Raw genomic sequence first — 16,186 nt, 5'->3', positions numbered from 1 at the left:
TTTCAACAATGAAAAAAAAATACAATATTTTGAATCAATCATCTAAAGTAGATGTTTTATTATCCTTAAAAAAGTACACTTCAATTACATATATTGTAGTTCTTTTTATGTTTCTGTCTAATGACTTAAATGCTCAAGAAACTTATACATTGGGTGATGGTGTAGAATCTTATAACACGTTAGGAGTTTCTCCAATTGCTACGATAAACCGTAACAATAGATCACAGTATATGTATTATGCAGAAGAATTATATAACGCCGGATTTAATATTTCTGGAAATGTAGTTTCATTGGCAATTAATATTACAGAACTCGGTTTACCATCAAGTTTGAAACCTGAGAATATTAAAATTAAAATGGGGATGACAACTTCTTTTGAGATGGGACCAAACTTAGTTAACAATTTGCCTGTTTACTATGAATCATCAGTTGAAAATATAACTGAATTGGGTTGGTACACGTTCGAATTAGATACTCCTTTTGCATGGGATGGTTTTAGAAATATTATTGTTGAAATTTGTAGAAGTAATACAGATTTTGGAACTAGTTTTTCTATACAAGGAAAAAATTTCCCTATGGGTGAGATAGTAACTGCTGCTAACTATACAAATGATGCTTCTTTCAATGGATGTAGTTTGTCTAACCAAAACCTTTTACCAGCATTATTCGCTAGAAGAAGACCTAATATGCAGTTTACAATGACAAATCCTTGTGAAACTACTCCATCAGGAGGACAAACAATAGTATCAGCAGGACCTTATTGTGGCGGTGAAATGTTTACACTTTCTGTTCAAAACGGTTCTATCGAATCTGGTTTGTCATATCAATGGCAATCTTCTCCAAATGACAACGGACCATGGTCTGATATACCGGGAGCTACAGATGCTTTCTTGGAAACTTCTCAATCAATAGCAACCTATTACAGAAGAGCAACAACTTGTGATATAGCTTCTTCAACCGTATATGATTTTCCTCTACTTGTGGGTGGAGAAGGTTGTTATTGTACTTCATTAGTTGTAAATGAAAATGCAATAGGAGTAACAAGTGTTTCCTTAGAAGGAACAACCAATTCGTCTTCAAGTACACCTGCTTATACAAATTTTACAGGATTGCAAATTGAAGTAGAACGTGAAACTACAGTTTCTCTATCTGTAAATGTAAATACAATGGGCGGAACAAATTATACAATGGCATGGATTGATTGGAATCATGATGCTGTGTTTGATGTTAGCGAAGGATATGAGTTAGGTAGTGTAACAGGGGGAACTAATGTGAATTCCGGGATGGTAGCATCAATCGAAGTTCCTGCAGATGCAGTGTTAGGCTCAACTATTATGAGAGTTAGAACTAAACAATCAAGTTCCTCAGATTATCCATCGCCTTGTGATTCCATTGAGAATGGTGAAGCAGAAGATTATACTCTTATAATAACTGAGAACTTAAGCATTGGTGATTTTACCCCGTTAAGAGGCAATCTTATAATAGCTGCCAATTCAAATGGTATTCATTTTAAAGTTTCTGAAGAGTCAATTCAAAAAATTGAAATTTATGATCTAAGCGGAAGAGTGGTACTGAGTAAAAATGTTGCCGATGAAATTGAATTTTCTGTAACAGATTTTAATCAAACACAACAACTTTGGATTGTAAAAGTTGGCTTGACAAACGGACAACAAATTGCAAAGAAAATAATTTATTAAAAAAAAATATACCTACTAATAGTTTACCTAAATAAAATTACGATGAAATTTAAATTTAATTCTAAAATAGCTTTTTTAATATTGACTTTTCTTGTTACTATAACAAGTTCGGCTCAATGTAATGAACCTTCTGGCATAATAGTCGATAATATTGATGCTGTTTCAGCTACATTAACTTGGACCGCATCAACTTCTGCACCCGGAATAGGTTATAGTTTTGAAGTGCGGACATCAGGAGCTCCAGGTAGTGGAGTAAGCGGATTAATAGATAGTGGTTCTACAGTAGATGGTGTTTTAACCTCTCAAATTACAGGACTATTATCCGACACAAATTATTCAGTTTACATGAATTATCAGTGTACAGCTGCTCCATTATTCAGTAGTTGGACAACTGAAATTACTTTTACAACTAGCGTGTTATCTGCTCCGGATGCAGGAGCACCGGCTGGTTTATCAGACACATTTTTCTCCGCAAGATGGATAGCCGTTCTCGGAGCCACTGGATATCGCTTAGATGTTAGTGAGTTTAGTGATTTTTCAGTGATGTTACCTAGTTACGATAATTTATTTGTTTCAGGTAGTTCAACTAGTAGACTTGTTTCGGGATTAGATCCTTCAACAAATTATTATTACAGAGTGCGTGCAGAAGGAATTAGCGGAGGCGGACCAGTAACTAGTGCCAATTCAAATATAATCATGGTTACTACGTTCGATGAGCCAACTTTTGTGGCTGTTTGGTCTAATGGTGCTTGGTTAAATGATATTTATCCAACAGAAGATCATGATGTTATATTAGATGATAATTTTATTTCAGACGAAAATAACGAATATATGTTTGAAGTTAAAAGTATCACTTTAAATGAAGGATATACATATACTTTGACTTCAGGGTATAACCTTATTGTACATGAAAACATAATCAACAATAGTACTCCAAGTTCTTTTGTTGTACAAAATAATGCAAATTTATCACAATTGAATGATGAAGCAGCTGCTAACGAAGGTCAAATAACTGTAAAGCGTAACAGTTCAGAAATTTTCCGTTTAGATTACACTATGTGGTCATCGCCGGTTACAGGAACTCAAACGTTAAAACAGTTTTCTCCACAAACGGTTGACGGTCGTTTTTATGAGTATGATACTGCAAATGATATATACTCTCCAATCAATCCGTTAACAACAACTTTTGAACCAGGGAATGGTTATTTCATTAGAGCAGCTAACAATTATGTGGCTAACAATGGAACAAATTCACCACAGATTTGGGAAGGAACTTTTGTTGGAGTACCAACAAATGGTGAAGTTACTATCGATTTAAATACAGGTGGTGAAGGTTTTAATATGGTTGGAAATCCTTATCCAACAGTAATTAATGCAAATGCTTTTATGTTAGCAAATAGTAGTAATATTGAACAAACACTTTATTTTTGGAGAAGATTAAATGATAGTACAGGTGAAGGTGAAACAGGTTCATTCTACGCAACTTACAATGAAACTGGTGGAACAGGTACTCCTACAAGTGATGACCCAAATGGTTTCATTCAAGTTGGACAAGGGTTTTTAGTTAAAGCATTATCTACAGAATTAACCTTTAACAGCGATATGAAAACTCCTGATGAATTTGAAAATCAATTTTTTAGATATAATACCCCTACTCAAATTGAAAAACACCGTATGTGGTTAAATTTAACAAATGAAAATGGCATTTTTAGTAGAATGTTAGTTGGATATGTAGAAGGTGCAACAAATGATAAAGATCGTTTTGATGGGCGTTATATCAATGATTCTGAAGTAGCTTTAACTTCGTTAATTAATAATGAAGAATATGCAATTCAAGCAAGATCATTACCATTCAGTGTAGAAGACACAATTCAACTTGGTTTTAAAGTTGTTACAGCAGGAGAATACACTATTTCATTAAGCAAAATGGACGGTTTATTTGAAGCAGGACAATTGGTTTATTTAGAAGACACTTTTACAACAACTATTCATAATTTATCAGCTGCAGATTATACCTTTTCAGCTGAATCAGGTGATTTTAAAAATCGTTTTGTGTTACGTTTCACAAATGAAACGATGAGTATAGATCAACCGTTAAATGCTAATGCCGTTGCAGTTTTTGTTAAAGACAATTCAATCAACATAAACACCGGTAATGTTCAAATGAACTCGGTAGCCGTTTTTGATGTTCAAGGAAGAAAGTTGTTATCGCAAGATCAAGTTAATTCGTCAGAATTTATAATTAATACATTGGCAAAAAATAACCAAGTTTTAATTCTTCAAATTAGAGATGAAAACAATAACATTGTTAATAAAAAGATTATTTTCTAAGTCTGAAAAATTTATTTTATTTTAAACAAAAGTCACTAAGCCTCCAATATAAGGAGGCTTTTTTTATATAAGTTTTAAACGTAATTCATTTAGAATTTCAAATTAAAAACAATACATTTGAAAAAATATTTTTAAGGATGAGTAAAACAAAAAGCGAAGAATGGTTATTTGAAATTTCTCCAAAAAAATCAGCTTTTGAAATCAATTTTAAAGAGTTGTGGTATTACAGAGATCTTTTGATGTTATTTGTAAAAAGAGACATTGTAACTTTCTATAAGCAAACAGTTTTAGGGCCAATTTGGTTTATAATTCAACCTTTACTTACTTCTGTTATACAATTTGTCATTTTTAGTAAAATTGCAGATATTCCATCCGATGGAGTACCTTATTTCTTATTCGTGTTAGCCGGTAATATTTTATGGTTCTATTTTTCAGATTGCTTAAAGTCTGTTTCTGAAACATTTACTGCCAATCAAAGTATTTTTGGAAAAGTATATTTTCCTAGGATTATAATGCCTCTAAAAGTAATTGTTTCAAATTTGGTTAAGTTTAGTATTCAATTTGTTTTCTTTATTATTGTTTTGATTTATTATATTTCTCAAGGTTATGATATAAATCCATCTTCATTAATGCTAATTACACCAATTTTACTCTTCATGACAGCCATTTTAGCAATGGGAATAGGTATGATAATATCTTCATTAACTGTTAAATACAGAGATTTAAATTTTGTTGTTACATTTGGAATCTCTCTTTTTATGTACATAACGCCAATTGTTTATCCAACTACGTTGGTTTTAGAAAAAATAAATCCAAAATATCATATATTAGTATATTTAAACCCTCTAACAGGTATCCTAGATTTTTTTAAATATGCTTTTTTGGGCTCAGGTTCAATTGATTTAACTTATCTACTATACTCATTAGCCTTTGGTTTAGTTGTTCTTCTTTTAGGGGTCTTGGTTTTTAATAGAACAGAGAAGAGCTTTATTGATGTAATTTAATTTTAGTGAATAGATTTAAATGAGTAACGTAATATTAAAGGTTGAAAATATTTCAAAACAATACCGACTAGGAAAAATAGGTACCGGTACGCTAAGTCATGACTTAAACAGATGGTGGCACACTGTTAGAGGTAAAGAGGATCCGTATTTAAAAGTAGGAGAAGTAAATGATAGAAGTTCCAAAGGAAACAACCAATATGTTTGGGCATTAAAAGATATTAATTTTGAAGTACAAAAAGGTGAAGTTTTAGGAATTATCGGAAAGAACGGTGCCGGAAAATCAACTTTATTAAAAGTATTATCTCGAGTAACTTCACCTACTACAGGCACTATAAAAACTAAAGGAAGAATTGCAAGCTTGCTGGAAGTAGGTACAGGTTTTCACCCGGAAATGACCGGCCGAGAAAATATATTTCTTAATGGTGCCATTTTAGGAATGACCAAAAAAGAAATTGCCTCCAAATTAGACGAAATAATTGAATTTTCAGGATGCGAAAGATATATCGACACTCCTGTTAAAAGATATAGTAGCGGAATGACAGTTCGGTTGGCTTTTGCTGTAGCTGCTCACTTAGAACCCGAAATATTGGTAGTGGATGAGGTCTTGGCAGTTGGTGATGCCGAGTTTCAGAAAAAAGCTATTGGTAAAATGCAAGATATCTCTAAAACCGATGGTCGAACCGTTTTGTTTGTAAGTCATAACATGGCAGCTGTAAAAAGTTTATGCACAAAAGGGATAGTTTTAGAACATGGAGGGATAACTTTCAGCGGATCAAGCGATGAGGCTATTAATTATTATTTAGAAAACTCATACAAAAAAAGCGAAATTAAATTAAGTGAAAGGCTTGATAGAAAGGGAAATAAAAAACTAATTATTAATGATATTTATGTAAAAAATAAAGATGGAGTAATAGTTGGTGAGATGCATAGTGGAGAGTATTATAAAATTATTTTTGAATTTAAAAAAGAAATAGAAATTGACCCAAAACAATTAACAATAGTTCTCCAATTTAAAAATGAAAATGATGAACTCGTTACAACCATTGCAACAGATGAATTAGGTTCAAAGTTTTCTGAAATTAATCAAAGAGGGACCATAGAAGTTGAAATGCCCCGCTTGCAATTTAGAGAAGGAAGGTATTCACTTCAGTACATGATTAGCGAAAAATTATCGTTTAACACACCACATCAAACTATTGATTATTTACAAGATGCTTTTACATTAACTGTCATTCGTGGTGATTACTGGAAATCAGGTGTGTTAAACCGACCGAAAGGATTTATTCAAGAAGCAACTATTTCAATTTCAAATAGGGAATAGTAATTTTTGTGACGGAAAATCCATACATACTTCAATAAAAATGCTTTCTTTTAATTTTATTTAATGAAATAAGATTTTGATGATAAAATAATTTTTATAAATTTACATATACTATTTTAGTAAATTTTTTTAAGAAAATAGCTTTTTTAAATTTCATAAAAAGTTAAATTAAAAGAGAGGGTTTGTTAATAAACATTAATTAAATTAGAATGGAAATAGAAATCAAAACAATTGCCTCTGCTAATGAATTAGATAAGCGTAACAATTTTCTTGAATTATACAAAAATGCTCCCATACCAGATAATGAAAAATTAACAAATTCTGGATTGTTTGTAAAACGACAAGACTTAACAAAGCAATTGTTTTTAAACGATTTATATACCAAAATTGTTAACACGCACGGTGTTATAATGGAGTTTGGAGTGCGATGGGGACAAAATCTCGTTACTTTAAATAATCTAAGAGGAATTCACGAACCCTATAATTACAGCAGAAAAATTATTGGCTTTGACACTTTTGAAGGTTTTGCAGAAGTTGATAAAAAAGATGGAGATCACAGTATCATAAAAAAAGGTGCGTTTTCTGTTACAAAAAATTATGAAGAATATCTTGCTTCTGTGTTAGATTATCATGAAAGCGAATGTCCATTGTCGCACATCAAAAAAAACACGCTTATCAAAGGAAATGCTCCTGTTGTTCTGCAAAAATATTTAGACGAACATCCTGAAACAATTATTGCCTTTGCCTATTTTGATTTTGATGTGTATGAACCAACAAAAAAATGCTTAGAAATTATAAAACCATATTTGACAAAAGGAGCAATTATTGGTTTTGATGAATTAAATGATCCTCAATTTCCAGGAGAAACAGTTGCGTTAAGAGAAGTTTTTGGAACAGAAAACATTGCTATTCAGCGAAGCAAATATAGCGGAATTCAATCATACATGGTTTATCAATAATTCTTTTTACAACTCAAAAAAAAGAGGCGATGGAACTTTTAGAAAATTTGTAGAAACAATTTTCGGGAAAGAAATAAAGAATATTTTGCAAGACTTTCAATGAAAAACCGTGAGGATATAAAAAATTACATACTGAAAATTGAGCAACAATTTCCTGTTGATTCATGGAAAGTTAACCATCTTGCAATTTGGCCAATTCTAAGAATAAAGTTGTTTTTCTATTTAATTAATGTGGTTGAAGCTGGGAATAAAGTCCAAATTGTAAAGAAAAAAAAGCTTTCAATACTTCAAAAAATTAAAACAGAAGTAAAAAAACTATATTCTGTTGTTTACTATTTCTTTTGGATGAAAAAGCTACCTACCAAAAAATATTTATTTGTTGGAGCAGATGCTCATCGTGTAAATTTTAAATCAAAGCGATTCAATCGTTATTTTGATATTTTGATTGATAAATATCAAATTGAAAAAGATTCACTTTATTTTGAATATGGACATGATACCAAAAATCAATTCAATTTAAATTTAATTTACACTTTCAATAAAGCATTAAAAGGATTTCTTTTATTAAAGAAAAAAGCTCCTGTAGAAGTTCAATTTTCAGGAAATCAATTTGATGAATTTATAAATTTCCTTAAGCAAGAGAGGTTTAATGAGAATTTTTTAAATAAATACAATACAACTTATTTTGAAAATTGGGCTTCTAATATTTTTTTTAAAAAGGTAAATTTTTTCACCAAGGTTTTAAAAAAAATGAAGCCCACACAAATTATGATTTTATGCTATTATACAGAAAATAATTTTGCATTAATTGTTGCTGCCAATCAATTGGGAATAAAAACCATAGAAATGCAACATGGTCCACAGACAGACATTCATTTAAGTTATGGAAGTTGGACTAAAATTCCACCAGAAGGTTATTCAATGTTACCAACCGTTTTTTGGAGTTGGGATGAACACAGCGAAGGCGTTTTGAATAAATGGATTAAAAATAGTAACAACTATTCGGTTATCAATATTGGAAATCCTTGGGTTGATTTTTGGAAAACAGCAAATTCTGATTATGAATATAAAGATTATGTTTTCTATAGTCTTCAGCCTAATCCAATAACCATTGAACAATTATTTCCCAAACCAATTATAGACTTTATAAAAAACAAGCCTTATTCATGGTTCATTCGATTGCATCCCAGACAAATGCATGAGATAGAAAATATAAAGAACTACTTAAAAAAGTATGATGTACTTGATTTAGTAAATATTGAACAGGCAACAAATGATCCTTTACCAAAATTGTTAATCAATTGTGCAGTTCATGTCACACATTTTTCTGGGTCGGCTTTAGAGGCTTCGTTTTTAGATGTTTTTACTGTTTTGATAAATGAAACAGGGATTATATCTTTTCCGGAATTAATTTCTGCTCAAAAGGCCGTATATTTGAATGTTGAAAATTCAGATTTTAATCAAAAATTTGAAGAAATTATTCAAAATCATAAAATTTTGCCCCAAGAGCAAAAAGCATTTTCATACCAAGAAAATTTATTTACTTAAAAATGAGCTTCTTTAATCAAACTTTATTAAAAATTAAAAAGCGTTTTAAAAGATTAAACGTAATTAAATCTAGTATAATAATTCCTGGTAAAACAAAAGTAAGTGGCTCAACGCTAGAAGGAGATATTAAACTTTCTGACCATATCATTATAACATCCAGTAATTTAAAAGGGAAAATATATATTGGGAATACTACCGAAATTAAAGATAGTGTTATAAAAGGAGAAATTGTTTTGGGAGATAACAATAAAATTCAAGGAGCTATACTTTCAGGAAAGATAAAAACAGGGAGATACACATCATTATGGGGGCCAAATCTAGACATTAATTCTACTCAACAAGCAGCTGTAGAAATTGGAAATTTTTGTTCTATTGCTCGTAATGTAAGTTTTCAATCATATAATCACAATTTTAAAAAACCAACCAGTTACTTTATCGGGCAGAATTTTTTTAAAGAAAAATGGGAAAATGAAACTGTTAATAAAGGAAATATAATTTTAGAAAATGATGTTTGGATTGGTGCACATTCGGTGATTTTAAGTGGAGTTACAATTGAAAATGGAGCAGTAGTTGCAGCCAATAGTGTTGTAACCAAAGATGTTCCGGCATTTGCAATTGTGGCAGGAAGCCCGGCCAAAATTATGGGCTACCGTTTTGAACCTCATATAATTCAAACACTTCAAGAATTGGCTTGGTGGAATTGGTCATCTGATAAAATCAAAAGAAACAAATCGTTTTTTGAAAATGAAATTGATGAAACAATTGTAAATATTGTTATTCATGAATAATGCATTGATTTCAATAATTATTCCCACCTACAATCGAGCTCATTTGATTGGAGAAACACTTGATAGTGTTCTAGCTCAAACCTATGAAAATTGGGAATGTATTATTGTGGATGACGGTTCTCAAGATGATAGTGAAGCTGTTATATTAGAATATGCTAAGCAAAACAGCAAATTCCGCTTCTATCATAGACCCGAAAATAGACCAAAAGGAGCAAATGCCTGCAGAAATTTTGGGTTACAAAATGCCAAAGGAGATTATATCGTTTTTTTTGACAGTGATGATTTAATGACAAAAGACCATTTGGAAGTTAAAATAACAGCGATTACAAAAAATCAATGTGATTATGTGATTACCAGAACTCAATATTTTAATGAAGATAATTCTCAAATAGATAAATATTATTCAGGTTTAAGAGATTTTGCAATTACACCCTTTAATTATGTATCACAAAAAATAAATTGGTTAACTTATGATATTTGTGTTAAAAGTGCATTAGCCAAACAAATTGATTTTAATGAAAAATTACAATCAGGTCAAGAGTATAATTATTTCTGCAAGCTTGTACACTTATCTGTTCACGCAATTTTTGTTGATCAAGTTGTAACTTTAAGAAGAGCACATGATACTTCTATTCGCAGCCAGTTAAAGACCAAAGAACAAAAGTATGAAAGTAATTTTAAAAAAGTATGGCACACTTATTTAGATGTTAAAGATGTAGCAAACAAAGAAACACGACAATACTTAATCAAAAAATCTTCTACTTTAGTTTTTTTATCGAAACGAACATTTTCAATTTCAATATATAAACTCTTTATTTACTTGTTTAAAGAAATGGGTTTAAAAAGTTTCTATTTAGTATTATATTTTTTTTCAATGATTTTTTTCGGTAAAGGACATTTTTTTATTACAAAGTTCAATGAAAATAATTAATAAAAACAATTAAATGGTTTCTATAGTTATTCCTGTTTATAAAGTAGAAAAGCACATTAAAAGATGCCTAGATTCTATTTTAGCCCAAACATTTCAGGATTTTGAAATTATATTGATAAATGACAATAGCCCTGATAATTCAAGAGAAATCATTGAAAATTATGCTAGAAATGATAACAGATTTCGAATAGTTGATAATGAAGAAAATTCCGGTGCCGCTTGGTCTAGAATGGTAGGATATTCTAATGCTCACGGTGAATATATTACATTTTATGATCCCGATGATTTTTTGCCAAAAGACGCATTAGAAATGCTGTATAATGCAATGGTTCAAGATGGTGTTGCAGACATTTGTATCGGAAATTATCAGCGTGTTTTTCCAGACGGAAGCAAGAGTGCTATTTATGAAAATCACTTGAAATACGGTCATGATAAATGGAGCGTTGCAAAGTCAACTTTAAAAAAAGAAACTCCTCATTACCTTTGGAATAAAATGTATAAAACAGAACTCTTTAAGCAGAAAGAATTAGTTACATATAAAAATTTCTCAAAATCATCCGATGAGTTTCTTTTCTTTCAAGTTTTGCAAAATTCCAATAAAGCTATAAATATTAATAATCTTGTTTATTTTTACTATGATAATAAAGAATCAGCAAGTTATAATAAGGATAATGAAAATGCTTTAAAAGCAATGATAATTAGTCAAAAATATGTAGAAAATTGTTATAAAAAACATGAAGATTTCACTACATTGATTAATGAGGTTAAAGTTAAAAAATATACTCATTTTATTACTATAGCCGGAAGTAATAAAAAACTTCTGAAATTGGTTTTTAACAACAATATTGACTACTTGTTTACTCCATGGAATTTGCTAAAAAAATTTGATAACAGAAAAGCGATAAGGGTTTTTTATAAATATATAAAAGCAAGAATTATAAGTTTCACATAAAATAATGTAAATCAATTCAAAGTTATCTCAAAATATAAATAATTAAGACTAATGTTGCCAAAAAATGAAATAGAACAATATGTCAAAATGCTCCGAACAACCCAAATTGTTCATGATTCTGAGGCTCCAAAAAAAGAGAATAAAAAATCTGTAATAAGCATTTTTAAGCCTTTGTTTTTTATATTCAAATCTGTTGTAGATTTTTTGCTTTTAAAATTACTATTGTTATTTCCTAAATACAGAAATAAAAAAATAGTTTATACTTCAGCCAGATTTACAACCTCTTCCAATGGCATTGTTGAGGACAGAATAGTAAAACCACTTTTTGTAGATAATATCCTTTTTATCAATCAATCAAAAGAAATCTGGATAAATAAAATTAATAATCAAAAAGTGTATAATGTTGGCGGGATTGCAAAAATTATTTCTTTCTTTTCTAAAGAGCCAAGCTCATTAATGCAGAATTTTTATGCTTATCAATTAGTAAATAAATGGATTTTGAATAGTTTTATTTCTAAAGAAATTTATTTTTTAGTGCATTATGACCTTGGTAATCTTGCCATAATTTTCTCCAATTACAGGCATAAACTCAAACTTATTGAAATTCAACATGGTGGAATTATAAATTATTTTCCATATATCAACCCTGCACCAATTAAAATGATCGATTTGTTTTATGTTAAAAATAAACCAACAATAGACTATTTAAATAATCATCTTTGTAAAGATTTCAATTCTGAATACAAATTATTACCCTATCCCAATTCACAAAAAAAATATACCGAAGGAAAACACATATTATACGCATCAACAGTTGAATTTAATGGAATACATCCTGTTTTTTTAGAATTTTTAAAAACAAATGAAGTAAAAAATCTTAATTTGTATATTAGATTGCATCCAAGAGAAAAAGATAAAATAGAATTGTTTAAAAAACAACTCGAAAATGTAAAAGCAAATATTGTTTTTGATGAATCAAAAAACTGGCTAGAATCAAACACCATAAAAAATTTAATTGTAGTTTCACCTTGGAGTTCAGTTATTGAAGATGCAGCAGACAATGGCTTTAAAACAATTATTTTAGAACCATTTGGCAAAGAAAGATTTGGTTATCTGATTGATGATCAACAAGTTTTTTTTACGCCAAATATTGAAATTTTTAAAGTAAAATTAAATTTTTTGTTTAATTTGTAAAAATTTTAAAGAAACATACATAAAGTTATTTGTATTGCTGTGAAACCAACGTTAAGTCATAATATTAAATCAATACAAACTATTGAAAAAATGATATTTACTATCACAGATTTTGATGTAAAAAAAAAATACCTAAATCCATCAGATAATCTTTTTATTAAACACCTTCAATGGCCGTTCCAAGCTTTTCAATTGTTTTCTAAAGTAACCGGAATTAATGCATTTCCAGACAAAAATATCAAAAATTGGTTTCAAGTTTTAAAAAAAAAAGGGAGAGGTTTTAATAAACGAATAGGGCTTTTTTTAAAAATACCTTTTATTAATCAAGTTGAGTTGCCTATTTATGCAGACGTGTATTTTAACAAAGATTATTTTGGCATTTTATTATACTTGAATCATACAAAACCAAAAGTTGTAAAATTTAGCCAATCGAATGATGTTGAGGTTTGTGATAAATTAGTGCAAGAGGCAAACGCATTAAAATTTGCAAATAAAATTCACCATAAAAATGTGAGTACACCAAGTTTATTGTCATTTTTTTCGAATGATACAATAACTTATTTTGAACAAGATTTAATTTTTGCCAATGATTTACACGCCTTGCCAAAGGCAACTCAAACAGCGATTTATTATGAAGTTTTTGATTTTATGTATTTAGTCTATCAACATGCGGGAATAAATTTAATTTCGCCAAAAGTTGAAGACAAGAAAAACATGCAATATGTAGAAGATTTATTAATGAATTTTGATGAAGGTAGTTTTATTATTTCCAAATATAAAAAACTAATAAAGGATAATAAATTCATGTTTTCCGGAAAAACTCATGGAGATTTAATATTCAATAATATTCTATTTAATAAAAAAAACAATAAAATTTGGCTCATTGATTGGGGAGAATCTTCAAATGACTATTTAGCAAAAGATTTTATAAGCCACATTGAATGTGCAAAAGTGCTTTTTCAAAAAATAATAGATGATTTAAAAATTGATAAAAATAGTATCTATGAAATTGAGGATCAGATTTTTTTGTCATGCTATGATAAAATTGTGAAACTTGTTGATAATCATTTGATAAGAGATAAAGTTGATTCGCACTTTAAGAGTAAAATTCAGACTACTTTTCAACTTATGAAAAGTTTGTAACATTATATTTTAATATATACATCAAAAATAAATAAACATAGTATGCATATTTGTTTCATCACATCAGAATATCCAAAAGCAAACTTTCCACATGGTGGTGTTGGAACTTTTATCAAAACAATAGCCCAAAAACTAATAGATAATGGACATCAGGTTAGTATAGTAGGAATTAATTATGAAAATAAATTAGAAATTACTGAAGAGAATAACGTTAAAATTTACAGATTAAAACCAAATTATATCAAAGGACTCACTTGGTATTTTCATACCAATTTAATTAATAAGCAAATTAAAAATATTCATCAAATTAATCCAATTGATGTAGTCGAAAGTACCGAATTAGGTTTAGCTTTTATAAAGAAACTACCTTCAATAAAATATTTAATTAGATTGAACGGTGGCCATCATTTTTTTGCAGAAAGTGAAAACAGAGGGGTTAATTGGTGGAAAGCTTATCAAGAAAAAAAATCTTTTAGAAATGCGGATTACATTATAGGGGTCAGTCAATATGTAGTTAATCATACTTCAAAGTTTATTAATTTTGATTCAAAAAAAAGAGGCGTAATCTTTAATCCAGCCAATTTGAAAAATTTTTATGAGGCCGATTCAAATAAAATTATCGATGGTCGCATTTTTTTTGCTGGCACACTTTGTGAAAAAAAAGGAATCAGACAGCTCATCATGGCTATGCCTCTAATAAAAAAAGAAATTCCGCAAGCACACTTGGTTATTGCAGGTAGAGATTGGTTTTATCCAAAGACAAAAAAGTCATACACACCTTATTTAAAATCATTTATTGATGAAAGTGTAAAAGATTCAATAGTTTTTTTAGGCAATGTTGACAATCGTGAAATACCAATTGAAATTGAAAAAGCTCAAGTTTGCTGCTATCCTTCACACATGGAAGCAATGCCTTTGGCTTGGATAGAAGTAATGAGTATGGGCAAGGCTTTTGTAGCAAGTAATCTTGGGCCTGGCTCTGAAGTTGTTAACCATGAAGAAAATGGTTTGTTGTGTAATCCTCTTGATATTGAAGATGTAGCACATCAGGTAGTTAGATTGTTAAAGGAAAAAGAATTTTCAAGGAAATTGGCAAAAAACGCGAGGCAATCTGTTTTAGAAAAATTTGATGTCGATAAAATTGTTCAACAAAACATCACGCTCTATCAATCTCTAATCTATTCTAAATGACCTTTGCTATAATTAGTCATGTAAACCATTATTATTCCCAAAATCAATATTGGGCTTATGCACCTTATGTGCGTGAAATGAATATTTGGCTCAAACATGTTGATAAAGTCATCATTGTAGCACCATGTGAAAAAAATGATAAAGGCGTGATAGACTTAGCTTATCAACATCATCAAATTCATTTTAAAAAAGTTAAATCTTTTGATATTAAAACATTAAAAGCTCTGTTGAATACCTTTATAGCATTGCCGACAATTTTTGTTAACGTTTTTCGTGCCATGCAAAATGCCGATCACATTCACTTGCGTTGTCCCGGAAATATGGGGTTAGTTGGAGCAATTGTGCAAATTTTTTTTCCAGGAAAAACAAAAACAGCTAAATATGCCGGCAATTGGGATCCAAAAGCAAAGCAACCGTTTACCTATAAATTACAGCGTTGGATTTTGGGCAATACGTTTTTAACTAAAAACATGCAAGTGTTGGTGTATGGCGAATGGGAAAATCAAACAAAGAACATAAAACCATTTTTTACAGCAACCTACAGTAGCGAGGATATTGAAAATTTAGAAACGCAAACGCAAACTTTAAAATTTCAAGAGCCCATACGATTTGTTTTTGTTGGTACTCTTTCTGTTGGAAAGCAACCTTTGTATGCCTTGAAGTTAATAGAAGAATTGAATAAAAAAGGCTTGCAAGTTTCTATTGAATTTTATGGTGAAGGAAAACAGACAGAAATTCTAAGCAACTATATAGAATCAAATGACTTAAATAAAATAGCATTTTTAAGAGGAAATCAATCCAAAGAAACACTTTTATCAACTTATAAAAAAAGTGATTTTCTATTATTACCATCAAAAAGTGAAGGATGGCCAAAAGTAGTTGCCGAAGCTATGTTTTGGGGTTGCCTGCCTGTTGCCTTGCCTGTTTCATGCGTGCCATATATGATGGGAAATGGAAGTAGAGGTATTATGCTGGAAGGGAAATTGTTCGAGGATTCTAATCAATTAGTTAAAGTAATAAATAATCCTACTTTATATCAAAAAATGACTTTTGAAGCCCAATCATGGGCACAACAATTTACAACCAACAAATTTGAAACAGAAATAAGAAAACTGTTAAAAGGATGA

13 protein-coding genes are annotated in these 16,186 nt (G+C 29.9%); all 13 read left to right on the top strand.

Annotated features, from left to right (window positions below; genetic code table 11):
- Positions 1-8: 8 nt before the first annotated feature.
- The 13 genes from M0M57_RS02310 (at position 9) to M0M57_RS02250 (ending at position 16,186) form a co-directional block, all read left to right on the top strand.
- Positions 9-1,697, top strand: a complete 1,689-nt coding sequence (locus M0M57_RS02310) for a GEVED domain-containing protein (RefSeq protein WP_248435011.1) — start codon at positions 9-11, stop codon at positions 1,695-1,697.
- Between the two features lie 42 nt (positions 1,698-1,739).
- Positions 1,740-4,028: a T9SS sorting signal type C domain-containing protein gene (locus tag M0M57_RS02305; RefSeq protein ID WP_248435009.1), complete on the top strand. Its 2,289-nt coding sequence runs from the start codon at positions 1,740-1,742 to the stop codon at positions 4,026-4,028.
- A gap of 137 nt (positions 4,029-4,165) precedes the next feature.
- Positions 4,166-5,032 (top strand): ABC transporter permease, encoded by an 867-nt coding sequence (locus tag M0M57_RS02300; RefSeq protein ID WP_248435007.1) that lies wholly within the window; start codon positions 4,166-4,168, stop codon positions 5,030-5,032.
- 19 nt (positions 5,033-5,051) lie between these two features.
- Positions 5,052-6,353, top strand: coding sequence for an ABC transporter ATP-binding protein (locus tag M0M57_RS02295; RefSeq protein ID WP_248435005.1), 1,302 nt, complete (start codon positions 5,052-5,054; stop codon positions 6,351-6,353).
- A 209-nt stretch (positions 6,354-6,562) separates the two neighbouring features.
- Positions 6,563-7,312: a crotonobetainyl-CoA--carnitine CoA-transferase gene (locus tag M0M57_RS02290; protein WP_248435003.1), complete on the top strand. Its 750-nt coding sequence runs from the start codon at positions 6,563-6,565 to the stop codon at positions 7,310-7,312.
- 99 nt (positions 7,313-7,411) lie between these two features.
- Positions 7,412-8,860 (top strand): hypothetical protein, encoded by a 1,449-nt coding sequence (locus tag M0M57_RS02285; protein WP_248435001.1) that lies wholly within the window; start codon positions 7,412-7,414, stop codon positions 8,858-8,860.
- A gap of 2 nt (positions 8,861-8,862) precedes the next feature.
- Positions 8,863-9,648 carry a CatB-related O-acetyltransferase gene (locus tag M0M57_RS16720; RefSeq protein WP_326930597.1) on the top strand — a complete coding sequence of 262 codons (786 nt, stop codon included), beginning with the start codon at positions 8,863-8,865 and terminating at the stop codon, positions 9,646-9,648.
- Complete coding sequence (locus M0M57_RS02275) at positions 9,641-10,579, top strand: glycosyltransferase family 2 protein (RefSeq protein ID WP_248434999.1); 939 nt, start codon at positions 9,641-9,643, stop codon at positions 10,577-10,579. The genes M0M57_RS16720 and M0M57_RS02275 overlap by 8 nt, the downstream gene beginning before the upstream one ends.
- Positions 10,580-10,592: 13 nt before the next feature.
- Positions 10,593-11,531 carry a glycosyltransferase family 2 protein gene (locus M0M57_RS02270; RefSeq protein ID WP_248434997.1) on the top strand — a complete coding sequence of 313 codons (939 nt, stop codon included), beginning with the start codon at positions 10,593-10,595 and terminating at the stop codon, positions 11,529-11,531.
- Between the two features lie 51 nt (positions 11,532-11,582).
- A complete protein-coding gene (locus M0M57_RS02265) occupies positions 11,583-12,725 on the top strand; it encodes a hypothetical protein (protein ID WP_248434995.1) in 1,143 nt (380 codons plus the stop codon).
- 90 nt (positions 12,726-12,815) lie between these two features.
- Positions 12,816-13,868, top strand: coding sequence for a protein kinase family protein (locus tag M0M57_RS02260; protein ID WP_248434993.1), 1,053 nt, complete (start codon positions 12,816-12,818; stop codon positions 13,866-13,868).
- A gap of 42 nt (positions 13,869-13,910) precedes the next feature.
- Positions 13,911-15,059 (top strand): glycosyltransferase family 4 protein, encoded by a 1,149-nt coding sequence (locus M0M57_RS02255; RefSeq protein WP_248434990.1) that lies wholly within the window; start codon positions 13,911-13,913, stop codon positions 15,057-15,059.
- Positions 15,056-16,186, top strand: a complete 1,131-nt coding sequence (locus M0M57_RS02250; protein ID WP_248434988.1) for a glycosyltransferase — start codon at positions 15,056-15,058, stop codon at positions 16,184-16,186. Before M0M57_RS02255 ends, M0M57_RS02250 begins: the two co-directional genes overlap by 4 nt.

The organism is Flavobacterium azooxidireducens (genome assembly GCF_023195775.1).
GTDB classification, from domain to species: domain Bacteria; phylum Bacteroidota; class Bacteroidia; order Flavobacteriales; family Flavobacteriaceae; genus Flavobacterium; species Flavobacterium azooxidireducens.
Note: the sequence above shows the minus strand (reverse complement) of the source record. Positions and strands in the feature narration are given on the sequence as shown.